Source organism: Paenibacillus thalictri (assembly GCF_004307995.1).
GTDB classification, from domain to species: Bacteria; Bacillota; Bacilli; order Paenibacillales; family NBRC-103111; genus Paenibacillus_AF; species Paenibacillus_AF thalictri.
In genome coordinates, this window is record NZ_SIRE01000012.1 from 240465 (window position 1) to 262167 (window position 21703).

A 21703-nucleotide genomic window follows, 5' to 3' on the forward strand; every position below is an offset into this window, starting at 1 on the left:
GTGCGTCATTATTTATCTTTTAACTCGGCCAGCGTCAAGACGGCTGTCGCCTTTTTGCCGCCGCGGTAATAGGTTACGTTCAATTTCTCGCCGATCGCTTTCGATCCGTAGATGTACTTGCGCAGCTCCAGCGTGCTGCCGATTGGCTTGCCGTCCAGCTCCGTAATTACATCGTTGGTTTTCAACCCGGCTTCCTTCGCCGGCCCTATGGCATCCAGCACGATAATACCAGTTTTCACCTCAGAAGGCAGCTTTAAAACATCCGTCCCGGCAAAAGATTGCAATTCCTGCGTAACTACGCCCATATAAGGACGTTTCACCTTGTGGTACTGGATCAGACTGTCGATGACCGTCTTCACCTGATTAATCGGTATGGCAAAACCAAGACCTTCAACGCCGTAATCAGCAACCTTTAGCGTATTGATACCGATGACTTTGCCTTCCATATTCACAAGTGCTCCGCCGCTGTTGCCGGAGTTAATAGCGGCGTCAGTTTGGATGACTTCCATTTCCCAATCAAATTCGCCTTCCTTGCCCAGCGACACGGGAATAAGCCGTTTAGGGGAGCTGATAATGCCGCGGGTCGTTGTAGGGGCAACGCCCAGGCCCAGCGGATTGCCGATCGCGATGACCGTCTCTCCCGATTTCAATATATCCGAATCACCGAATTCGGCGATCTGTTTGACACCCGCTCCATCTATTTCTACGACGGCAAGATCGCTGATCTGGTCGTTTCCGACCAAAGTTCCCTTCTTCCGTTCACCGGAAGAAAGCACGACCTCCAACTGTGTCGATCCGTCTACAACATGGTTGTTGGTCACGATTCGCACTTTGTCGCCGACTTTTTGAAACACAACGCCGGAACCAAGACCGGATCCGCGTGCCTGCTTATCGGCACCGTCTTTCCGTGAACTGATAATGCTGACCACCGCCGGACCCACTTTCTCCGCCGCATGCACTACCGCATCACTGATCAACTGCTGCGTGTCTCCCACCTTCGGAGCGACAGCCGCAACAGCGGTCTCTTTGGACACGGAAGGCCTTGTTGCAAGCAGAATGCCGCCAATAAGGGCAATAAGGATAAGCGTCACGAGCGCGCCGCCAAGTGCGGGAACCGCCCAATCCGGAAACGTGCGGCTGCGGCCGATCCGGGTCATTCCATAACGGGGCTCTTTTGGCGCCGGGCTCCATTTGGATACTTTGGTTGAGTAGAAATCATCTTCAAAGAAACTCATCGGCGCTTCTTCTCCCTATTGTATATTCGCACCTTTATGAAATCCGCCGCTCGCAAGTACCCGGGTCGTGTATTTGAAACGATAAGGGGCCTTGTACAGCCAGGCTGCTGCGATCGGCTTAATCCATTGTGTTAAAGATGACCTTTGCTCCACACTCGCCTGAAAATTATCGATTCCTTTACGAAAAAAACAGGAATGTTTTTGCCGTCAGCCGACTATACTTCATAGTAAATAAGTTCATGCTAGATTAATAGAAAGGACGAGATAAATGAACCGTATCCACTCCCACATGGAACAAGTGAATGTGATCGCCAAGCTGGCCGATCTGTCGAACCAGCATTACCGCAATACGTTGGCCTTAAGCGCCGTAATCGAATTATTAATTGAACAAGGCCTATTAACCGCTGAGCAAATCCGCTCGAAAGCCGCCGAGCTCGACGCTTCCGCTATGCCTCATCCAGAGAGTCCCACGGTGTAGGACGGTCATAATATGTATCCTTCAGTTTCGCCCGGTGATCGTCCTTGGCGAAACGATCTTCTACAATGTTATTCACGGTCAGCCTGGCCAAATCCATCAGGTTGTGGTCGCGGCTTAAATGAGCCAGGTAGACCCGTTTCGTTCTCCCGGTGGTCACTTCACAGAGCGCGTCTCCGGCCGCTTCGTTCGATAAATGGCCGACATCGCTTAAGATCCGCCGTTTAATATTCCACGGATAGCGGCCCATTCGCAGCATTTCCACATCGTGATTCGACTCCAGCACAAGCACGTCGCTGTCCGTAATCTGGTCCCTGACTTTATCGCTCATGTAACCGAGATCGGTTGCCACACTCAGCTTCTGCTCGCCTTCATAGAACGTGTATCCTACCGGCTCCGCCGCGTCGTGGGAAATGCCGAACGATTCCACCTTCATCGTGCCAAAATCGAGCATTTCCCCCGTCTGCAGCACCTTCCGCTTGTCGTCCGCTATTTCCCCGATCTGCTTATTCAGCTCTTCCCATGTTTTTTCATTGGCATATACGGGAAGATCGTATTTTCGGGCCACCGCACCCAGACCCTTGATGTGATCGGCATGCTCGTGTGTAACCAGGATCGCGTCGATGTCCTTCGCTGAAGCGTCCCGTTCACGTAATAGCTGGTCAATCTTCTTTGCGCTTAATCCGGCATCAATCAGTACCGTGTGCTCCCCATTCGAGACCACCGTGGCATTGCCGGTTGAGCCGCTGGATAATATCGTAAAACGAATCCCCATTCGATTATCTCCTCATCTTGCTTTGCACAACACGTTACCTTTTGCCGTTCTGCGGCACTTCCACCGCACCGTTCAACGCATGAATATAATAAAAATCGCCGTTAGCAAGCGCCACCCGCCAGGACGGTACCATGTACATCGTTTGCGAATTGTACACCTGGCCGTGATACCCCAGCTTCATGCTTGTGATGACCGAATTATTCGGCATATAATTTTCGATTAAGCTGCGCAGAGCGATATGCATCGGAATAACCTTCTGCTCCTTCTGCTCTCCTTCTGATTGTACTTCAACATAGCCCTGTTTGTAAGCGGAAATTTGACCGTTCTGCTCATACAGCTCCAGCTTCACCTCAAACATCGGCAGCGTCCCGTTTAATTGATGAAACACGTATACGCCGTTTTTGCTCTCCACCGGATCGTATTGATACGATTCGATGTGCTGGATCGCCATTTTGGCCGTCATATCTTTCATCGCGCCTTTGCTCAACAGCGGATTGTAACGGAACGGCAGCTGCAGCGGAATTTGCTTATCCGATTTCATATTCTCATCGAATCGCACGACAATTTCCTTGAGCTTCGGCACATCCTTCGGCAGCTCGGAGGGAAGCTGAATGTTCTTCGTTCTAACCAGATGCTTAATCTCCTCCAGTGCAGTCGAAGCGTCCGCTACGGACTGCAGCTGCACCGAACGGCTCGTCCATAGCTGGTAACCCAATATCAGGTTCAAGATTAGAAACGAGAAGATAAGGATCGATTTCACCCTGCCCCAGTCCATACAGTACCTCCCTCCTTTTTACCTTTGTTGTTTGCAAAACAGCACGCTGTATAACGCAATCGTGTTTTTTACATTTATTGTAATTTCCCGAACACCACGTGACTCGATCAAATCTCGCAACCTTTTACGAGATCCTTCCCGTTTCATCTTCTGCCATGAACCGGACCCTATCACACCGTCCTACTCCAAAAACTCGTACGATCCGTCCCGCAGCTCCACCGCCCAAGCCGGTACCAGCTCCAGCGTCTGGTCGGTCAGCACCGTTTTATAGGCTGGATACATCGAATAAATGCTGAACTTCTTCGGATATTGAGCCAGCTTCGGCTCCAGCTCCTCGGTACCGGCAATCTGCATCTCTTTCACCGTTTGCGTGCGGACATCCGGCACGATCAAGGATCGCTCGAAGCTGGATACGACTCCTTTTTGCAGCACAACTTTAATGTATCCGATATTTTCCGTTCTCTGGTTAATGACCGGGTAAGAGCCATAATATTGCCTGAAAATAAACGACTGATTCGAGGTAAGCAGCCGCTGCGGCACCTTGCTGACCGTATATTTCCCGTTCCAGCCGCCGTGCTGGTTCACGAACTGAATAGCGGCCAGCAAACTCTCCCGCAGCTCAACCTTGCTTTCTACCGGCGCTACCGGGTCGGAGTAGGTCATCCAATGCTGATCGTTTTTCAGCTGCAATCCCCGCTTGCCGTCCGTATAGATTTCCGAACCGTCCCGTTCAGTCAAATTGCGCGTAATCGCCGGATCGACAAAAAAGCTTCGTTTCAGCTGTTCCGCCGTATATTGGGTGAAATTAAACTTGTACGACGGGAGCGTCAAAGGTTTTGTCGGCAAGTAATAATCGCCGGCCCCCATCGTATAAGGGGTTAACGTCTCGCCGAGGCTGACGAACTTCTCGATATCCTTTATCGTAAAATCCGCCTTGATGGCCTCATATACAATCGAAGAAGTATCGGTAAAAAAGAACGTCCGCACATCGTCCTTTGATTCCTTCGTATAAATCCAGATCCGGGTGACCAGATCGTTTTCGATCGGCAGATCGCCTTTAAACTGCATGATTCGCTGCAGTACGTTAAACGGCACGCCATCCCGGAACCTCAGCTCGACACCCTGCTGCTTATTGCGCACGTCATCCCAATTGACCGCCAGAGAGGCGCCGTTAAGCTTGCGGAACCCTTCAATGTAACGCTGTTTCACGATATCGAAAATGCTGTTGTAATACGGCGTACTGGAGTACAGCACCGTATGCGTTTGATTGCCTAAATGCAACACCATCTGATCGGGAAACAGCAGATCTTCGAGCACGGCCTGGGAACCTACCGGTTCGGCTTTCACATACTCTTCCTGAGCGAGAGGTTCAAGCTGAGGAGAGCTGTAAGCCAGATAATAGCTTTCCACCAGACTCAAACAGACCAATATGGCCAAGACGACCGTCTTCAGCTTCTCTATCATACGGCAGCATTCTCCTCCATCTGGTATGGCAGTGTAAAGACCACCTTCGTCCCTTGGTTCAGCTCCGATTCCAGCATGATAGTGCCCCCGTGCGCTTTTACTATTTCCCGGGCAATCGACAGACCGAGCCCTGTCCCTCCCATGCTGCGCGACCTTGCTTTATCCACCCTATAGAAACGGTCAAAAATCCGGTTTAAATCTTTTTTCGGAATGCCGATACCGTTGTCCTGTACCGTCACTTCCACCCATTTGGCGTCCTGCACCGCCGCGCGTAAGGAAATACTGCCGCCTTCGCCCGTATATTTCACCGCGTTGGACACCAGATTGTCCAGCACCTGATCGATCCGGTCGCGGTCCAGCATCATGACGCCAAGTGCGTGGTCTACCTCAACGCGAATGTCGATTTGCCTTTGCAGCATCTGCACGGAGAACCGGTCGACTACCTCATCCAGCATCTCGGCTACATCGGTAGGCTCCTTGCTGATCGTCACCTGCTTGGAATCAAGCCTGGACAGCTGCAGCAAATCGTTGACCAGCCGAATCATCCGCTCCGTCTCGTTTCGCGTGACGCCGACGAATTTGTGGGCAAGCTGCGGTTCCTCAATGGCCCCGTCTTCCAACGCTTCAAGGTAGCTTTTGATCGTTGTCAGCGGCGTACGCAGCTCGTGGGATACGTTAGCTACGAATTCGCGGCGCGACAGCTCCAGCTTTTCCTGCTCCGTCACATCCTGAAGAACAACGATCGTTCCGCCCGCTCCCGTCCCGCGGCTGTGGATCCGGGTGAACGACAGCTTCACCGACTGCTCCTCATCTTCTTCCGCATTGTATACCTGCAGCGTCACCATCTGGCCTTCACCCGAGCTGAGCCGGTTCAGTTCCTCATTCGAAAAGCCCAGCGATTCGGAGAGAGGTTTGCCAAGCGCCGTCTCCTCATTAATCAGCAGCATCTGCTTCGCCCTGCGGTTAATCATAATAACCTGTCCTTGGTCGTCCGTCGCCAGCAGGCCTTCATTCATATTCGCCAGAATCGATGCCAGCTTTTCTTTCTCTTCTTCGTTTAATGACAACGCCTCTTTTAACTTGGCGGTCATGAAATTAAACGTATTGCCCAGTTGGCCGATTTCATCGTTGCCTTTGATTTTTACCTTTTGGACAAAATTGCCCTCGGCCACCGCAGTGGCTTGCTTCGTTATTTCCTTAATCGGACTCGTTATCGCATGAGTCAGAATGACGCCAAGCCCCACCGTTAAGGCGAGCGCGATAAGTGTCCCGGAAATAAATATTTTGTTGATCGAATTCATTGTATTGTAAATATCTTCCATGGAAGCTACGATATATACCGCCCCGACCACCTGAGCCCCGCTGCCAATCGGACGCGTAATTACGACCTTACGGATATTGTCCATATCGATGAACATACGGGGATTGTCTTTAATGCCCTGCAGCGCCCGGCTGACCTCGGTTTGCGTATTTTTTTGCCCGACGATCATCTGGTGGTTCTGCTGCGTTGTCGTAATGACGATACCGTTGGCATCAATAACTTGAATTTCCGCTTTGCTGATCGCAAATAAATTATTGATCACGTCGTTCAGACCGGCAGACGGCTTCTTATCTTCGTTGGCTTTCCCTTCCTGCAAACCGCGCATGTAAGGCTCGATATATTCAGCCAGCAAATAAGCCTGCTTCGTGCGGGAGTCGAGAAAGTCGTTCTTGAAATAACTCTCCAGCGTTCGTATAAAATAAACCCCGATCAGTTGCATGGCAATCAGGATCAGCAGCACGTAAATAATAATCAGCTTGGCCTGAACCGATTGAAACAAACGGATCTTCTGCACGGACTAATTGCCCCCCGATTTCGGATTGCGCATCATATAACCGAGTCCGCGGCGGGTCGTTATGTACTCCGGCCGGCTCGGGTCGTCCTCAAGCTTCTCGCGCAAGCGGCGAATCGTCACATCGACGGTTCGCACATCACCGAAATATTCGAAGCCCCATACTGCCTGCAGCAGATGTTCCCGGGTCATCACCCGGCCGGCATTTTTGGCCATATATTGCACCAGCTCAAACTCCCGGTGGGTCAGATCCAATTGAACGCCATCCTTATAGACGACGTACATGTCGCTGTCAATCAACAGCTGGTGCACACGCAGTCCCTGAGGCGCTCCTGTGCCGGAACCCGCTCCCGTTCCTGACTCCGGCTGGGAGGCCTGTTGGGCTTTGGACTGTCTGCGCAGATGCGCCTTCACACGGGCCAGCAGCTCTCTGGTTCCAAACGGCTTGGTCACATAATCGTCGGCGCCCAGTTCCAAGCCGAGCACCTTGTCGATCTCCGTATCTTTGGCCGTCAGCATAATAATCGGCGTATTCAGACGGGTTCTGACTTCTCTGCACACATCCATGCCGTCCTTCACCGGAAGCATCAGATCCAGCAAAATCAAATCCGGCTCTTCGGAAAAGGCCAGCTCCACGGCTTTCCCGCCGTCATAAGCGCAGATTACCTCATAACCTTCCTTCTCGAGATTAAACTTCAATATATCCGCAATCGGCTGCTCATCGTCGACAACGAGAATTTTTCCATACATGACTACCGCCGCCTTTACTTGTAAATCAAGGTCTCTTTCGTCTATATTACCATATCCCAATGCAAAAAGAGACATGGATAAGCTTGTTGCCTGCTTATTCCATGTCCCTTGCTCTGTTAACGGTTCAAGTATTTCAGCGGATTTTCCAGTCCGCCGCCCTTATGCACTTCAAAGTGCAGATGCACACCCGTTGCGTCTCCCGTACTGCCCATTACGCCGATCTTCTCGCCTTTCTCGACGATCTTCCCTACCGACGTGTTAAGCTGGCTCATATGGGCATACAACGTCTGATAACCGTTCATATGATCGATAATAACATGATTGCCGTAATCGCTTTTGAAACCCGCATAGACCACTTTGCCGTTATCGGCGGCCATAATCGTCTTGTTGCTGGACGTCAGGTCAATCCCCTTATGGAGCACGCCCCAACGGGTTCCAAATGTGCTGCTGATCGAAGCGCCCAACACAGGCCATGCGAATTTGCCGGTGCCTTCGCCTTTGATAACTTTGGTGCCTTTCTTGGCGACCGCCTTGACCGGCTGTTGAATCACTTGTTCATTATCCACTTTTTCTTCGATGGTGATGCCATTTACCTTTGTTACGATAATGGTCACCTTCTTGAGGCCGTTCTTGCCGGGACTCACCGCTTGCACCGTACCGGCACGCAATGTATCGTCCGTCTTATATTCGGTTTCGTATTGAATCTCTTGGCTTTCGGTAATCTTCTCTACCGTTTTGACGGCCAGTGTCGGTTCAAGTACGGTCAGATCAAGCTGCTGGCCTACTTTAATTTTATCATCGACAATCCATGGATTGTTCTGGTAGATGATCTGCTTGGAAATATTGAACTTCTTGGCGATACAGGAGACGCAATCTCCCTTTTCCACCGTATATTTAGTCGGCTGTATGTCGCCGGTTTCAAGCTTTTTAATAATTTCCTGCGGATCGGCCACATCTTGCGACTGCAACTCGATCTTGTTTAATTCCACTTTCTGCACAAATTCGATGCTTTGCAGTTCTACCTCATCAGGAGGCGTAGAGCCGCTCGAAGCCGATAAGATACCAACTTTGCCCGGTTCCTTCTTCTGCGTTTTGTCCTTAATGGCTTGCAATACGTTATTTGCGGTAGCCTGGTCCTTCAAGACACCAATCACCTTGCCGTCAACCTTCATTTGCATGCCGACCGGGTGGGCTTCGAAAAATTGCGGAACCTTCTGCAGTACTTCAGCGTCATTCGTCTTAGCCATAAAAATGCGCTCGGAACTGTACTTGATTTCCGGTTCATCCAGCTCCAGCTCAACCTTGCCGGAGTTCTCTTCAATTTCCTTCTTCTTGTCGATCTTGATTTGCTCGATCGGCTTCACGTCTTTAACGGTTCCGAGTTCAACGCCGTTAACCTGTACGTGATACACATGATCCATATGAGCATCCACATATTGATGGCCCCATAAGGTCGCGCCCGTCAATAACCCGATAACCGCACACGCTTGTACGAACTGCCACTTATGTTTTTTTACAAAACCGGATATATGTATGCCGGGTTGTTGTCCAACCCCCAGCGCCGTAGCTGCAGCCGCTTGATCCGCCGCTTCCTGCACTTCGGCCTGCACAGCTTGGACTGTCTCTTCGTCGGAAACATCCGCTGACGCTTGTTGAATCGTCGTAAGCTCCGTCTCAGACGGTTCATCTGCCGAAAGCTCCGCAGCTGCATCCAGCTGCTGCACATCCGGGGTCTCCGTGACCGCCGTCACTGCTAGAGCTGCTGCCGGTTCGTGCGCTGCGAGCGCCTCCACAGCCGATTGATTTGCCTGTTCTGCCAACGCTTCGGTATGAAGCGCTGCAGGATCTGTATGTTCTAGTTGTTCCGCTGTGTCCGGTTTGTTCTCTGACTTTCCTGTCAAGCTATCCAGCCGCTGAGTGATCCAAGGCTTCCACTTCCCTGGAACCGCCTTCAGCCAGCCCCTTCCCTTGAAAACGGTCATGATCGTCTCCTTAATGAGCGGTTTTTTAATTGTTATGTACACATACTACGCCTGTTCTGCAATCGCTGCCTGTTGCAGCGTAATCCAAATCATATAGGGTCGTTCATTTAATGCATATCTGCTTGTTGTTAAAAAATTCCTTAGTCTAGCAAAACACTGTTTCTATCACTTTATCACAAACTCTCTACTTTTTTCAACAAAATACTCACTTGAAAAAGCTTAGCGTAGGCATTACGACTCAGAGCTTCGGACTAAACGAGGCACGGATTGACACTGAAGGAGCAAAGCAGTGATTGATTCATGCGGAATGAGACTGTGAGTGTTTGCATCTTCGTCGCGATCATTGCAGGGGTTGTATCTTTGCTTATGAAGCAGCTCCTTTGACGGGAACTGCTTCTTGTACCACGGCTTAACTGCAGCTTCGCGGTATGATAAGCACCAGACTTATTGGTTCTGTTGCGGGGTTATTTCCGAATCGAATTAATACTTATTTATGATAGACATCAGTTCATTGTATTCATCCGATTGCAAATACTGTTTGACGATCTGCTCCAGTTCCTTCATTTCACTTGTCGTAATGCCGTCCTCGGCGATTTTTGAGATATTCTGCATTTCCGTTTGCGGAAGTCTGTTCGCTAATAATGTAAACAACCTCAGCTTATCTTCGCTCGACATCGTTTCCTTTAGTTTCGATACTTCCTCGCCCGTAACGACGACCCTTTTATGTTGTTCGAGGGCATCCTGCTTTTTCAGTCCGTCTCCGCTTGCGGAAGTTTGACTCCATACCGCCACAGCATCGGTAGGTGCGGATTGTTCCGTACTCTTGCCCTGCTGCTCGCGCGGAGTATTCTGCTCCTGCGGTTCCGGCTGCTTGGCAGTCGACTCTACCGGGGCGGACACGGCAGAGGATCCCGTTGTTATGGAGGGCTTCTCCGGAGGTTTCCTGCTTGCGAACGCGGTGAATCTGTCGCTCCATCCATGAAACAAATCGGACGGCATAACCGGTTTAATCGCTGCCGACATATTAAACTGCTTAAGCAGTTCGTTCACATATACCTGGATTGCGGTAAATGTGGTCGCCGTACATAACACAATAATAAAAGTTGTTTGTAAAATCAATTTGGACATCCATTTTAACAGCTTCATCGCCGGTTCCACCTTCATCGTCAATATGAACTATTTCATCAGTATTAACCAAATTCAGCCAAGCCAAACCAGCAAAAAAGCTCTCCCGGCGCAACGTCAGTTGTCCGGAAGAGCTTAACTTATGGATATGGGAATCTATAGACTTATGACCAGATCGGTTGAACGAGATTCGTTTGCTCGCGGTTGCGGCCAACCGAGAAAATCGCCACCGGAATACCTGTCAGTTCCGCCACACGCTCTACATAACGGCGCGCGTTAACCGGCAAATCATCCAGCGTACGGGCTCCGGAAATATCTTCTTTCCAGCCCGGCAGTTCCTCGTATACCGCTTCGCATTCGGACAATTGATTCAAGCTGGCCGGGTAATGCGTAATGACTTCTCCGCGGAATTTGTAGCCGGTGCAAATCTTTACCGAATCCAGTCCGGCAAGCACGTCGAGCGAATTCAAGGACAAGCCGGTAATCCCGCTTACTCTTCTGGCGTGACGCACAACAACGCTGTCAAACCAGCCTACGCGGCGTGGTCTGCCCGTAGTGGTTCCGTATTCGTTGCCTTTTTCGCGAATCCAGCTGCCAACCTCATTATCCTGCTCGGTCGGGAAAGGTCCATCGCCGACACGTGTCGTGTAGGACTTGGCTACCCCAATGACTTGTCCGATTTTCGTCGGACCTACACCGGAGCCGATACATACGCCACCGGCAGTCGGGTTGGAGGAGGTAACAAACGGATAGGTGCCTTGATCGATGTCAAGCATGACGCCTTGTGCGCCTTCAAACAGCACTTTACTTCCCTCATCGATATGATCGTTCAACACTACCGAAGTATCCGTAACATAATGGCGGATCTTCTCTGCGTAACTCAAGTATTCTTCAAGAATCGCATCGGCGTCCAGCGGTTCTGCGCCGTATACTTGCTGAATCAGCACGTTTTTCTCGGCTACAAGACGGCGAAGCTTCTTCTCGAACTCCTGCGCGTCCATCAGATCGGCAATCCGAATGCCGTTGCGAGCCGCTTTATCCATATAACACGGTCCAATCCCTTTGCGGGTCGTTCCGATTTTGGCGTCGCCTTTACGTTCTTCTTCCAAACCGTCCAGCAGCAGATGATACGGCATGATGATATGGGCGCGGTCGCTGATTTTCAAATTATCCGTAGTGAAACCGTTGTCGTGTATATACTGAATTTCCTCAATCAGCGCAGCCGGATTAATGACCATGCCGTTGCCGATCACACATATTTTATTATTATAAAAAATACCGGACGGAATCAGGTGCAGCTTATATTTTTTGTCTTCAATCAAAATCGTGTGGCCTGCATTGTTACCGCCTTGGTAACGGGCCACCACTTCCGCGGATTCCGCTAAAAAATCGGTGATTTTACCTTTTCCCTCGTCGCCCCATTGGGTTCCGACTACAACTACCGTTGACATTCACATTACCCCCGGTCCCGGCGGCGATTCCATCGCCGTCCAAAAAATAGCTTGAAACCATGAGGTTTCAAGCACCAAAATAAGTTTATCAGCCTGTCTGATCGATGTCAATAAAAAAACGAACAATCCCACCCCTAAGGGCAGTATTGTTCGCTTCATATAGGAGCAAAGCCGCTATCCGGCCGCTGAATCCTGGTGTGTTAAGTTCAAATTTACGAACTTATTGAAACTTTTCTGAAAACCAAGCTCCACCGTGCCGACAGGGCCGTTCCGCTGCTTGGCGATAATAATCTCGATGACATTTTTCTTTTCCGATTCCTGATCGTAATAATCGTCCCGGTATAAGAAAGCGACAATATCGGCATCCTGCTCGATCGAACCGGACTCCCGCAAGTCGGACATCATCGGACGTTTGTCCTGACGTTGCTCGACCCCCCGGCTCAGCTGCGACAGAGCGATAACCGGCACGTCCAGCTCACGAGCAATCTGCTTCAGCGTACGCGATATTTCCGATACTTCCTGCTGGCGGTTTTCCCCGGCTTTGCCGCGGCCCGCAATCAGCTGCAAGTAATCGATCAGAATCATGCCAAGACCTCTCTCCTGCTTCAGTCTCCGGCATTTGGCCCGAATATCGGCAACCGTTACCGTCGGCGAATCATCGATATAGATGTTGGCCTCGGACATGACGCTCATCGCCATCGTCAGCTTGTCCCATTCTTCCGGCTTTAAGTTACCGTTTCTCATCCCGCTTGCTTCGATATTGCCCTCTGCGCACAACATCCGCGTAACAAGCTGGGCCGCACCCATCTCCAAACTGAAAATGGCTACGGTCTGCTTTTCGCGGATACCGACGTTCTGCGCGATATTCAAGGCAAACGCCGTCTTACCTACGGAAGGACGGGCCGCCACGATAATCAAGTCCGACCGCTGAAAGCCGGCCGTCATGCGATCTAAGTCCAGGAACCCGGATTTAATGCCGGTTGTCGTACCTTTTTGCTCATGCAGCTTTTCAACTTTCTCGAACACTTCCATCAGCACATCGCGTATAGCAACGAATCCGCTGCCCGAACGGCGCTGTGAGATTTCCATAATGCGCCGCTCTGCATCCGATAGTAATCCGCCGACATCGTCTTCGCTGGCGTAACCGTTCGATACAATTTGCGTCGCCGCGCGGATCAGCCTGCGCAGCATCGATTTCTCTTCGACGATTTGCGCGTAATAGTCGATGTTGGCCGCCGTCGGCACGGCATTGGCCAGCTCCGTTAAGTAGCCCACGCCGCCGATCTCGTCCAGTTGCTGCTTATCCTGCAGCCGCGCGGTCAAGGTGATTAAATCAACCGGCTCGTTGTCGCCGTTCAATTCAATCATAGCTTCAAAGATACGCTGGTGCGCGCCGCGGTAGAAATCGTCGCTGGTAATGCGCTCCATCGCCGTAACCATCGCATCGCTATCCAGCAAAATGGCGCCAAGCACCGCTTGCTCAGCTTCCGCATTTTGCGGCGGAATGCGGTCTAACAGCAATTCTCCCTCCATGACCTACTTCTCCTTTCCCGTCAGGTCTGAAGCCAAAAGTGCTGCCATTGTTACTCTTCCGACACTTGAACCCGCAGCTTCGCCGTCACCTGAGGGTGCAGCTTCACTGTCACTTCCGTTACGCCCAGCGTACGGATCGGTTCCTTCATTTCCACCTTGCGTTTGTCGATACTGATCTTGTATTGCTTATCCAGCTCTTCCGCCACTTGTTTATTGGAGATCGCCCCGAACAGCCGGCCGTCTTGTCCCGACTTGGCTTTGATCTGCACAATCAGTTCGCCAAGCTTTTTCCCCAGCTCCTGAGCGTCCAGCTTCTCTTGTTCCTTGCGGCGGTCCTCCGCTTTCTTCTGCTGCTCCAGCGTCTTGACGCTGCCCTCCGTGGCCGGTGCCGCAAGCTGTTGTTTAAACAAGAAATTCGTAGCGTATCCTTCGGATACCTCTTTAATTTCACCTTTTTTACCTTGACCTTTAACATCCTTCAATAAAATGACCTTCATTCGAAAAGCCCCTCCTTATCATGAATCTCGCTTAAAATATGTTTTAATCGTTCCGCCGCTTCGTACACGGTAACCCCTTCCAGCTGCGTCGCCGCATTGGTTAAATGACCGCCGCCGCCCATATGCTCCATCACGATCTGTACGTTCATCTGCCCGAGTGACCGGGCGCTAATGCCGATTTGGCCATCGGGGCGTTCGCTGATCACAAACGAGGCCATAATGCCCGTCATCGTAATTAACGTATCCGCCACCTGGGCGATCAGCAGCTGAGAATATTTTCGGCCCGGTTCCGTGATCGCCAGTGCGATATGCTCATAGATCACGTTGACGTTTTTGACCATTTCCGACTTCTGAATGTAGCTCTCCAAATCTTCTTTCAGAAAACGCTGAATCAGTGAAGAATCGGCTCCGCTCCGGCGCAAAAAGGATGCCGCCTCGAAGGTTCGGGCTCCTGTACGCAAGCTGAAGCTTTTCGTATCGACGACAATGCCGGCCAACAGCGCCGTAGCCTCAAGCACGCCCATCGTCAGGCGGTCATGGAAATATTGCAGCAGCTCGGTCACCAGCTCGCATGTCGATGAGGCATAAGGCTCCATATAAACAAGGGTCGCTTCATGCAAAAAATCTTCGCTGCGCCGGTGATGGTCAACCACGAAAATACGATTGGTCTGCTGCAGCACCCTCGGCTCGGGCACCATCGATGCCCTGTGTGTATCTACCACTACGGCAAGCGAGTGCCGCGTCGTAATCTGCAGCGCCTGCTCCGGTGTAATAAACCACCTGTTGAGCTTCTCGTCTTCCGTGATCGTCTCCATCAGCCGCTGAATGGAAGGATTAACCCCCTCCAGCACGATATAGCCTTCCTTATTGCTGACATGCGCCGCCTTCAGCACCCCGATGGCCGCTCCCAACGAATCCATGTCCGCCACGCGGTGACCCATAATAACGACTTTATCGCTGTCGCGGATCAAGTCGCGCATCGCATGGGAGATCACGCGGGCCCGCACGCGTGTCCGCTTCTCAACCGCATTGGAACGTCCGCCGTAGAAAGACAATCGCTCGCCTACTTTAACGGCCACTTGATCGCCGCCCCGGCCAAGCGCCATGTCCAAGCTGGTTTGCGCCCATATCCCGAGCTCGGGCAGCGTGTCGGCTCCTGAAGCAATGCCAACGCTGAGTGTCATCGGCAGCTTGTTCTGAATCGTAATGTCCCGCACCTCGTCCAATAACTCAAAACGCGACTGCTCCAACTGCTTTAGCGCTCTCTGATCGAGCAAAATCAAATACCGGTCCGAGGCCGTCCGGCGCAAATACAATCCGTATTTAGTCGACCACTCCGTAATCTCGCCGGTTACTTTCGCCATCATGATGCTGCGTGTCTGATCGTCCATGCCCTGGGTAGCTTCTTCCAAGTTGTCCATCATGACAATACCGATCGCCAGCTTTTCTTCTTCATACCGCTCCCGCAAGCTTTTAACCTCGGTGATATCAAAAAAATACATCAGCCGTTCATCCGGCTTTACTTGCACATAGTATACCTGCTTGCCAATCGTAATTTCCAGCTTGGTTTCTTTGTCCTTCTTCGCTTTCAACGAAGGGATGACTTCATGCAGCGGTTCGCCGATGATAGAATCCCGTCCAGCCATCTTGGCCACAAACGGATTATGCCACTCGACTACTTTATCTTCATTATAAAGCAGCATCCCGATAGGCAGATTTGCAACAACATCGCTGCCAGCTTTCTTCACCCTATGTGATAACGTGGCCGCATACTCGTTCAAATCTTGGCGGAACGCCTTCTCGGAGCTTATGGTCATATAACCGAGAATACAGCAAATGACTAAAGCGATAGCTCCGATAACCCACATATAATAAAACAGCACCAAAATCAATACAAGCAAAAGCCCGAACAACCAGATCATATGAGATCCATGCCATCGCTTCAGCAGGAACTTCGGCATTATTTTTTCGCCCCTAATTTCAAGAAGTAATTATTTTTTGGTCAACCGATCGCGGAGAGGAAACGCCACATCGAAAAGGCCAAGCAAACTGAGCAAAAAGTACGTTGGAGGAAAAACGATAAATAAAATAATACCGATGATCGGCAGCGCTTTGTTCCATTTTTTGCGGTATGCAATAAAGAACAAAAGGGCAATGCCTTGAAGTGCAAATGCAAAGGACAATATCGGAACCAAATTGATCAATATGGTGAACAGAATGGAGTTTGGATCCTTAACGAAATATTCCATGATCAGCGCGACCAGATAATACCACACGAACGATCGAGGCAGCATCCACTCCCTAACCGGCCGGAAGGCAGGTATCATTTCGCCTGATCTCACAAGTGCCTTGCGCGCCAGCCAATGCGTAAATACCGCATAGAATAGCGAAAATCCTATCATATATAAAGGCAGCATTTGCGCGGTCAGCTGTACGACCAGATCGGCATCCATCGGGATCATGCCCTTCAGGCTGGCCGGCAGCGTATCCAGGCTTTCACGCATAAACTGCTTCATTTTCTCAACCCAATTAAATCCGAACCCGTAACTGATCACCAGACTTAACAACAGTTCGCATAGCAGCGTTACCGCCCCTACCGTCATCACAGAACGAGCCGGCGCCTTCTTCTTATACAAATTGCCCATCTGAATGACCGGCGGCAGGAAAAACAACGCAATGGCCAGCAGCAAGGCCCCGAACCAGCCCGGAAATACAAGTCCCGTCAGTATATATACAAGGATCAGCGCAACCGCATAATGTGCCGCAAACAGCTTGATATTCGTTCTTACATACATATACAGCAGCGGAATCATAATAAATCCCGTCGTAATCAGGCCAAACGGCGTGCCCATGGACAGCAGCAGCACAATAAACAGGACATTCCAACCTACGATACGCCAACTTGAACTACCCAACAGGTTCACCTCTTACGCAGATGGTCTTCTAAAGCCGAAATATCCCCGTACCAGTCCTCTAGCTGATGCCCATCCTCCCTATGCTTCTTCATTTTATCCAAAAGAGCCTCATCTAAACTGCGGTAAGGGATGCCGAGCCGTCTCCCGAGAATATAGCAGCAAGCAACAATACTGGCGAGGCCGTCCACCATCTTATGATGGCTTCCTTCCCATATGCCCTTGAGCAAATGCGCTACTTGATCGACCAGCTCCGTTTTGAGCCACTCAATAATTTTAGCCCGTTTGGCGACGTCCATATCCTTATCCATACCCGGCAATAGCAACCTCTCCTTTCGGAGCTTTACCCGCATATCTCAAATTATACCACAACCATTGCGGCTATCGAAGCATTGTGTATATTCCGTATACCTTACGATCAAGTTTGACGGCTTTTCTCCCATTGCTTAAAAAAATAATCGATAATTTCACGGCGGCGGATAATCCCGATAAATACTTCATTGTCGTCAATGACCGGTACATAGTTCTGGTTCGTTGCCAGTACGATCAAATCCTCCATTTGCGCGTCGATGCGTACCGGCTTAATGGTCATGTGCTGCGGCACATCCCTCAGTTGAACCTTATGTGTATTTTCAAATCCGATCTCCGGTGAGCGCTTCAGCTTCCAGAGCAGATCGCCTTCGGTAATCGTGCCGACATATTTGCCTTCTCCGTTAACCAGCGGCACCGCAGAATACCTGTGATACTCCATCCGCTCCAATGCCTGACGAATCGTAGAATGATCGGATAAATAAATGACTTCTTCCTTTGGGACAAGAAAAAATGCGATATTCATCGGCATCCTTCCTTTCTTGCGATATTTGGTTTTCAACTTCCATCCCATCCATCATACAACAACATCGTACTGTAAGTACATGCCTGCCCGTCCTTTTGGAACGAAAAAGAGACAGCCGTCACAGGCTGTCTCCGCTTGCCAAGCTAATTATTCCGTTGTGTAAGGCAGCAGCGCGATTTGACGAGCGCGTTTGATCGCGGTAGTCAAAGCACGTTGATATTTTGCGGAAGTGCCAGTCACACGACGCGGCAAAATTTTACCACGCTCGCTGATGAACTTCTTCAGCGTTTCGATATCTTTATAGTCAATGTGCGTAATTTTATTTACAGTGAAGTAGCAAACTTTACGGCGTTTTCCGCCTTTTTTGCCGCCGCGGCCGCCGAACTTTCTTTCGCCGCGATCTTCGGAATTACGATCTCTTCTTTGTTCCATCTATTAGTCAGTCCTTTCTACGTTAGAATGGCAAATCATCATCGGAGATGTCGATCGGCTTGCCGTCGTCTACGAACGGATCCTGATTGCCGCCGCGTGCACCGCCACCGCTGTAGCGCTGTTGTTGTTGTCCCCCTTGCGAGAAACCTGGGTCTTCACTATTGCCGCCAGCATCGCCACGATCCAAGAACCGCACATTATCCGCTACAACTTCAGTCACATACACTCTGCGTCCTTCATTGTTGTCATAATTGCGCACTTGCATCCGGCCTTCTACAGCCGCAAGACGACCTTTTCGCAAATAGTTAGCCACATGTTCCGCTTGCTGCCGCCAAACGACAACCGGAATAAAATCCGCTTCCCGCTCGCGCTGCTGGTTTGAAAATGGCCGATCCACTGCCAGTGTAAACTGGGTAACCGCCACTCCAGCCGGCGTATAACGCAGCTCGGGATCCTTTGTCAGCCTACCGATGAGTATGACACGATTCAACAACCTAAACCCCTCCCGGACGATCAATTACAAAACTTACGATTTCAAGCAGCAATTAAGCTACGTCTTTCACGATCAGGTAACGAATGATTTCGTCGGAAATCTTCATCACACGGTCAAGTTCCGATACAACTTCTGGAGTTGCATTGAAATGAACAAGCACATAATGCCCGTCACGGAACTTCTCGATCTCATACGCAAGACGGCGTTTGCCCATTACATCGTGTTTAGTAACTTCGCCACCGTTGTTGATGATGCCTTGAAACTTTTCAATCGTAGATTGAACTGCTTCTTGCTCGATGTCGGTACGAATGATGTACATAATCTCATATTTGCGCATGGTTTCACCTCCTTTTGGACTTAAGCGGCCCCTGAATTGTATTCAGGAGCAAGAGGCACGAATTTCTAGCTAAAACTCGCACCAAAGTAGTATATCAAATTACCGTAGGCATGACAAGTTTTTCTCATGCGGATTCCATATTGGACGAACCTGGCAGCAGTTTAGCCACATGCTTTTTACCACATGTGGCTATTCTATAACCAAGTACACAGGAGGTGATCGCTATGGGCGAAAGAACCGAATTCATTACCGGAGATACCGCACCTAACGATGGAGAATACATCGAAATCGGTGAAGCTTCTTTCCATACGGGGATTAAAAATCCGCGAACCATTTTTCTGAAAAAGGGTGAAGCTTTCCCCGAGCCTGGCAATCATAACCGCAAGTGGAAGAAGAAAAATCAATAAGGTTCCCCGGTAAAAGTAAAAGGAGATCTGAACATGGGAAGATTTACGTTGATCTGTACCGTGATCGGCGCCGTGCTGTGCCTTGCTCATTATATATGGCACGATTCCGACCCGATGTATCTGCTGTTCTATATGCTGAGTGTCCCGGCTTGGTTTGCTCCCGCTTTTATTAATGTCGTAACCGTTAATATCGTCTACGTCTATTTGCTGACCGTGCTGTCATGGGCGATTATCGGATTCTTCATTGACCTTTTTGCGGTTCAAGTATCGCGTAGAAGAGCCAGATAAGGTTTACGCGATTCGCGCCTGCCCGGAAGGGCAGGCGTTGCTTTTTACCGGAAAAGCCTGAGAAAACGGCTTTTGTTGCTTGTACGTGCGTATTAAGGACCAATCAACTCATAATCCCACCAAAATTTCGTTTGTTTAGCACTCAGCGAAGTTATCGTATTGTTCTTCGGTTCATAAATAAAGATGTTCTGATTTCTATCCATAAACGGAATGCCGCTATCGTACGATTGCAGTAGTTGAACATTTCTTTTCGTATCGATGGTATAGATCTTCCCTCCTGGCTTCCCATATAACCCCAGCTGAGGATTTTTCTCGAACGCTTCGAAGGTGATGCTTCCATCCGCTCGGGAAGGCTGATTGACAGCCATATTATCCGTTCCCAGCACATTAATCAAATCAGCCGAGAGTTGATCATTGATGACATGGAATTTTCCGTCCGGCTCCAATAATGCCAGCTGCGCGTAGCGATAATAATTGTCCCGGATGTCCCCTCTCCGATCGATATTCGCATAGATCCAGCAGGAACCGTCGGGACTGGCGATAACGCCTTGAGGGATATCGCGAAATCCTTGCAGCTTTGTGGCCGTATTACCCTTCACATGGAACAGTTCCGCTTGATAAGGCATTCTCCGCACGGACACACCAAGTATTTTGCCTGACGTTGCGACTGACAATAATCCTTCGCCCTCTCCCAATGCAAACCACTGCGCTTCAAAGACAACGTCTTTTTTCTGACCTTGCGGATCTTTATCGGCTTCTAGGTCCAGTTTTATATCTTTGTAGTATACATAGTCTCCATCCGTTTTGATGCTGTCAGAAACATCGGTTCCGGCAGGTTTGTAATACGTGGTTAGGTCGATACTGGGATTCTCCGTCTTGGCTTCCGCCTCCGTTACCCACACCGGCTTTTCCGCAAGCGATTTGTTCACCTTAAGTAAGCTGTATCCCGGCTTTGTCACTAACGTAGGGTAAAAATACAGGTTATGGGTATCATCAAACAGAATACGCTCTAGAACGGGCTGCTGCGGTGAGCGGATATCGAACCCTTCCTTCTCATCCCACTGCAAATCAATGTTCAACATATCGTGTGCAAACCGCCAAGTGAGCGGAAAATAGGTCACGTCTCGGAATGTGATTACCGGGTACGTTTCGTTTACGTTATCGATTGATTCGTTATTGATTTCTACCGGAAATTCGGGAAGAAACGCACGATAAAGAATACTGTATCGATTTACGACATTCAGATCCTGCTGAAGCGGCATTTTGACGTAGCCGTACGCGGCCCCGCCTCTGGTCACATTGGCCGGGTACACCTTAAGCCCATCTTCGGCATTCCATTCCACTTGCCATTGAAGCGCCTGGGCCATGTCCCATGTAAGCGGGAAATAAGTGATATCCTTATATAAAAGCAGCGGGTACATCGAATGGAGACTATCTACGGGGGTTCCGTTCACTTTTACGGGAAACTCGGGAATCTCGGCTTGCACTTGCTTCGGTTCGGCTGAAGCCGCGGCAGGCAAAACGCTGGAGGCCAAGAGCAATACGGCACTAGCGATCCATTGAACTCGTCGTATTCGTTTCATCATATAATAAACACTCCCTAGGCATTGAGATCATTATCTACTACCTTAGGACGCGGCAATTGGATAAATGTTGCTTCTTGTATGTAAATATATTGTTAATGGCGGAAAGAGTGGGTTACGGCCCCTTGGGCCGACTGCGATGCCATTTCTTACGAAGCTTCCCTCCGACGAACCTCCGGTTCTCATCCCCGTTCCTTCCTTATAATCAAAAAACGGCTCCCCCTTCGGGGAACCGTAAGTTTTTGATTTAAATGGCGGAAAGAGTGGGATACGGCCCTCTGGGCCGACTGCGCTGCCATCCCTTACGAAGCATCCCTCCGACGAACCTCCGGTTCTCATCCCCGTTCCTTCCTTATAATCAAAAAACGGCTCCCCCTTCGGGGAACCGTGACTTTTTGATTTAAATGGCGGAAAGAGTGGGATTCGAACCCACGCACGGCTTGCGCCGCCTAGCTGATTTCGAGTCAGCCCCCTTGGGCCTCTTGGGTACCTTTCCGTGAGAGACAAGTTATATTGTATCAA

The 21703-nt window shown here is 50.1% G+C and carries 22 protein-coding genes and 1 tRNA gene; 3 read left to right on the forward strand and 20 right to left on the reverse strand.

Annotated elements, in window-relative coordinates:
- Nucleotides 1–8: 8 nt before the first annotated feature.
- Complete coding sequence (locus EYB31_RS18400) at nt 9–1235, reverse strand: S1C family serine protease (protein ID WP_131014827.1); 1227 nt, start codon at nt 1233–1235, stop codon at nt 9–11.
- Between the two features lie 289 nt (nt 1236–1524).
- Here EYB31_RS18400 and EYB31_RS18405 point away from each other — a divergent pair, with 289 nt between their 5' ends.
- Nucleotides 1525–1713, forward strand: a complete 189-nt coding sequence (locus tag EYB31_RS18405; RefSeq protein ID WP_420819452.1) for a hypothetical protein — start codon at nt 1525–1527, stop codon at nt 1711–1713.
- Here EYB31_RS18405 and EYB31_RS18410 read toward each other — a convergent pair.
- From EYB31_RS18410 to rpsF, 17 genes are all read right to left on the reverse strand, one after another.
- Nucleotides 1682–2485 carry an MBL fold metallo-hydrolase gene (locus EYB31_RS18410; RefSeq protein WP_131014829.1) on the reverse strand — a complete coding sequence of 268 codons (804 nt, stop codon included), beginning with the start codon at nt 2483–2485 and terminating at the stop codon, nt 1682–1684. The genes EYB31_RS18405 and EYB31_RS18410 overlap by 32 nt on opposite strands.
- Before the next feature lie 34 nt (nt 2486–2519).
- Complete coding sequence (gene yycI, locus EYB31_RS18415; RefSeq protein WP_131014830.1) at nt 2520–3260, reverse strand: two-component system regulatory protein YycI; 741 nt, start codon at nt 3258–3260, stop codon at nt 2520–2522.
- Nucleotides 3261–3440: 180 nt separating this feature from the next.
- Nucleotides 3441–4724 carry a YycH family regulatory protein gene (locus EYB31_RS18420; RefSeq protein WP_131014831.1) on the reverse strand — a complete coding sequence of 428 codons (1284 nt, stop codon included), beginning with the start codon at nt 4722–4724 and terminating at the stop codon, nt 3441–3443.
- A complete protein-coding gene (gene walK, locus EYB31_RS18425; protein ID WP_131014832.1) occupies nt 4721–6559 on the reverse strand; it encodes a cell wall metabolism sensor histidine kinase WalK in 1839 nt (612 codons plus the stop codon). The genes EYB31_RS18420 and walK overlap by 4 nt, the downstream gene beginning before the upstream one ends.
- 3 nt (nt 6560–6562) lie before the next feature.
- Nucleotides 6563–7306 (reverse strand): response regulator YycF, encoded by a 744-nt coding sequence (yycF, locus tag EYB31_RS18430; protein ID WP_131014833.1) that lies wholly within the window; start codon nt 7304–7306, stop codon nt 6563–6565.
- Nucleotides 7307–7422: 116 nt separating this feature from the next.
- Complete coding sequence (locus EYB31_RS18435) at nt 7423–9288, reverse strand: peptidoglycan DD-metalloendopeptidase family protein (RefSeq protein ID WP_131014834.1); 1866 nt, start codon at nt 9286–9288, stop codon at nt 7423–7425.
- A gap of 480 nt (nt 9289–9768) precedes the next feature.
- Nucleotides 9769–10434, reverse strand: a complete 666-nt coding sequence (locus tag EYB31_RS18440) for a hypothetical protein (protein WP_131014835.1) — start codon at nt 10432–10434, stop codon at nt 9769–9771.
- Nucleotides 10435–10577: 143 nt separating this feature from the next.
- Complete coding sequence (locus tag EYB31_RS18445; protein WP_131014836.1) at nt 10578–11864, reverse strand: adenylosuccinate synthase; 1287 nt, start codon at nt 11862–11864, stop codon at nt 10578–10580.
- Nucleotides 11865–12038: 174 nt separating this feature from the next.
- The gene (gene dnaB, locus EYB31_RS18450; RefSeq protein WP_131014837.1) at nt 12039–13397 is read right to left on the reverse strand and encodes a replicative DNA helicase; all 1359 of its coding nucleotides are present in this window, start codon (nt 13395–13397) and stop codon (nt 12039–12041) included.
- Between the two features lie 50 nt (nt 13398–13447).
- Complete coding sequence (rplI, locus tag EYB31_RS18455; protein ID WP_131014838.1) at nt 13448–13894, reverse strand: 50S ribosomal protein L9; 447 nt, start codon at nt 13892–13894, stop codon at nt 13448–13450.
- Complete coding sequence (locus tag EYB31_RS18460; protein ID WP_131014839.1) at nt 13891–15855, reverse strand: DHH family phosphoesterase; 1965 nt, start codon at nt 15853–15855, stop codon at nt 13891–13893. The genes rplI and EYB31_RS18460 overlap by 4 nt, the downstream gene beginning before the upstream one ends.
- 30 nt (nt 15856–15885) lie before the next feature.
- Nucleotides 15886–16818: a DUF2232 domain-containing protein gene (locus EYB31_RS18465; RefSeq protein ID WP_420819453.1), complete on the reverse strand. Its 933-nt coding sequence runs from the start codon at nt 16816–16818 to the stop codon at nt 15886–15888.
- Nucleotides 16815–17117, reverse strand: coding sequence for a MazG-like family protein (locus tag EYB31_RS18470; protein WP_131014918.1), 303 nt, complete (start codon nt 17115–17117; stop codon nt 16815–16817). The genes EYB31_RS18465 and EYB31_RS18470 overlap by 4 nt, the downstream gene beginning before the upstream one ends.
- A 107-nt stretch (nt 17118–17224) precedes the next feature.
- Complete coding sequence (locus tag EYB31_RS18475) at nt 17225–17641, reverse strand: CBS domain-containing protein (protein ID WP_131014840.1); 417 nt, start codon at nt 17639–17641, stop codon at nt 17225–17227.
- Between the two features lie 147 nt (nt 17642–17788).
- Nucleotides 17789–18073 carry a 30S ribosomal protein S18 gene (gene rpsR, locus EYB31_RS18480; RefSeq protein WP_131014841.1) on the reverse strand — a complete coding sequence of 95 codons (285 nt, stop codon included), beginning with the start codon at nt 18071–18073 and terminating at the stop codon, nt 17789–17791.
- 22 nt (nt 18074–18095) lie between these two features.
- On the reverse strand, nt 18096–18566 hold the full coding sequence (gene ssb, locus EYB31_RS18485) for a single-stranded DNA-binding protein (RefSeq protein WP_131014842.1): 471 nt from the start codon (nt 18564–18566) through the stop codon (nt 18096–18098).
- A gap of 52 nt (nt 18567–18618) precedes the next feature.
- Complete coding sequence (gene rpsF, locus EYB31_RS18490; RefSeq protein ID WP_131014843.1) at nt 18619–18903, reverse strand: 30S ribosomal protein S6; 285 nt, start codon at nt 18901–18903, stop codon at nt 18619–18621.
- A gap of 224 nt (nt 18904–19127) precedes the next feature.
- Here rpsF and EYB31_RS18495 point away from each other — a divergent pair, with 224 nt between their 5' ends.
- The gene (locus tag EYB31_RS18495) at nt 19128–19310 is read left to right on the forward strand and encodes a YjzC family protein (RefSeq protein ID WP_131014844.1); all 183 of its coding nucleotides are present in this window, start codon (nt 19128–19130) and stop codon (nt 19308–19310) included.
- A gap of 33 nt (nt 19311–19343) precedes the next feature.
- Complete coding sequence (locus EYB31_RS18500; RefSeq protein WP_131014845.1) at nt 19344–19598, forward strand: hypothetical protein; 255 nt, start codon at nt 19344–19346, stop codon at nt 19596–19598.
- A gap of 92 nt (nt 19599–19690) precedes the next feature.
- Here EYB31_RS18500 and EYB31_RS18505 read toward each other — a convergent pair whose 3' ends face one another.
- Both EYB31_RS18505 and EYB31_RS18510 read right to left on the reverse strand, forming a co-directional pair.
- Nucleotides 19691–21184, reverse strand: a complete 1494-nt coding sequence (locus EYB31_RS18505) for a hypothetical protein (protein WP_131014846.1) — start codon at nt 21182–21184, stop codon at nt 19691–19693.
- A 402-nt stretch (nt 21185–21586) separates the two neighbouring features.
- Nucleotides 21587–21677 (reverse strand) — tRNA-Ser (locus EYB31_RS18510).
- Nucleotides 21678–21703: the final 26 nt, after the last annotated feature.

Excerpts from the sequence above, each read along its gene's own strand:
- EYB31_RS18445 (WP_131014836.1), bottom strand. The coding sequence starts at position 11,864 with ATGTCAACGGTAGTTGTAGTCGGAACCCAATGGGGCGACGAGGGAAAA.
- rpsF (WP_131014843.1), bottom strand. The coding sequence starts at position 18,903 with ATGCGCAAATATGAGATTATGTACATCATTCGTACCGACATCGAGCAA.
- EYB31_RS18405 (WP_420819452.1), top strand. The coding sequence starts at position 1,525 with ATGGAACAAGTGAATGTGATCGCCAAGCTGGCCGATCTGTCGAACCAG.
- EYB31_RS18500 (WP_131014845.1), top strand. The coding sequence starts at position 19,344 with ATGGGAAGATTTACGTTGATCTGTACCGTGATCGGCGCCGTGCTGTGC.
- EYB31_RS18440 (WP_131014835.1), bottom strand. The coding sequence starts at position 10,434 with ATGAAGCTGTTAAAATGGATGTCCAAATTGATTTTACAAACAACTTTT.
- EYB31_RS18475 (WP_131014840.1), bottom strand. The coding sequence starts at position 17,641 with ATGAATATCGCATTTTTTCTTGTCCCAAAGGAAGAAGTCATTTATTTA.
- EYB31_RS18400 (WP_131014827.1), bottom strand. The coding sequence starts at position 1,235 with ATGAGTTTCTTTGAAGATGATTTCTACTCAACCAAAGTATCCAAATGG.
- EYB31_RS18495 (WP_131014844.1), top strand. The coding sequence starts at position 19,128 with ATGGGCGAAAGAACCGAATTCATTACCGGAGATACCGCACCTAACGAT.
- EYB31_RS18410 (WP_131014829.1), bottom strand. The coding sequence starts at position 2,485 with ATGGGGATTCGTTTTACGATATTATCCAGCGGCTCAACCGGCAATGCC.
- rpsR (WP_131014841.1), bottom strand. The coding sequence starts at position 18,073 with ATGGAACAAAGAAGAGATCGTAATTCCGAAGATCGCGGCGAAAGAAAG.
- yycI (WP_131014830.1), bottom strand. The coding sequence starts at position 3,260 with ATGGACTGGGGCAGGGTGAAATCGATCCTTATCTTCTCGTTTCTAATC.
- yycF (WP_131014833.1), bottom strand. The coding sequence starts at position 7,306 with ATGTATGGAAAAATTCTCGTTGTCGACGATGAGCAGCCGATTGCGGAT.
- EYB31_RS18435 (WP_131014834.1), bottom strand. The coding sequence starts at position 9,288 with ATGACCGTTTTCAAGGGAAGGGGCTGGCTGAAGGCGGTTCCAGGGAAG.
- dnaB (WP_131014837.1), bottom strand. The coding sequence starts at position 13,397 with ATGGAGGGAGAATTGCTGTTAGACCGCATTCCGCCGCAAAATGCGGAA.
- EYB31_RS18470 (WP_131014918.1), bottom strand. The coding sequence starts at position 17,117 with ATGGATAAGGATATGGACGTCGCCAAACGGGCTAAAATTATTGAGTGG.
- EYB31_RS18505 (WP_131014846.1), bottom strand. The coding sequence starts at position 21,184 with ATGATGAAACGAATACGACGAGTTCAATGGATCGCTAGTGCCGTATTG.
- EYB31_RS18420 (WP_131014831.1), bottom strand. The coding sequence starts at position 4,724 with ATGATAGAGAAGCTGAAGACGGTCGTCTTGGCCATATTGGTCTGTTTG.
- rplI (WP_131014838.1), bottom strand. The coding sequence starts at position 13,894 with ATGAAGGTCATTTTATTGAAGGATGTTAAAGGTCAAGGTAAAAAAGGT.
- EYB31_RS18460 (WP_131014839.1), bottom strand. The coding sequence starts at position 15,855 with ATGCCGAAGTTCCTGCTGAAGCGATGGCATGGATCTCATATGATCTGG.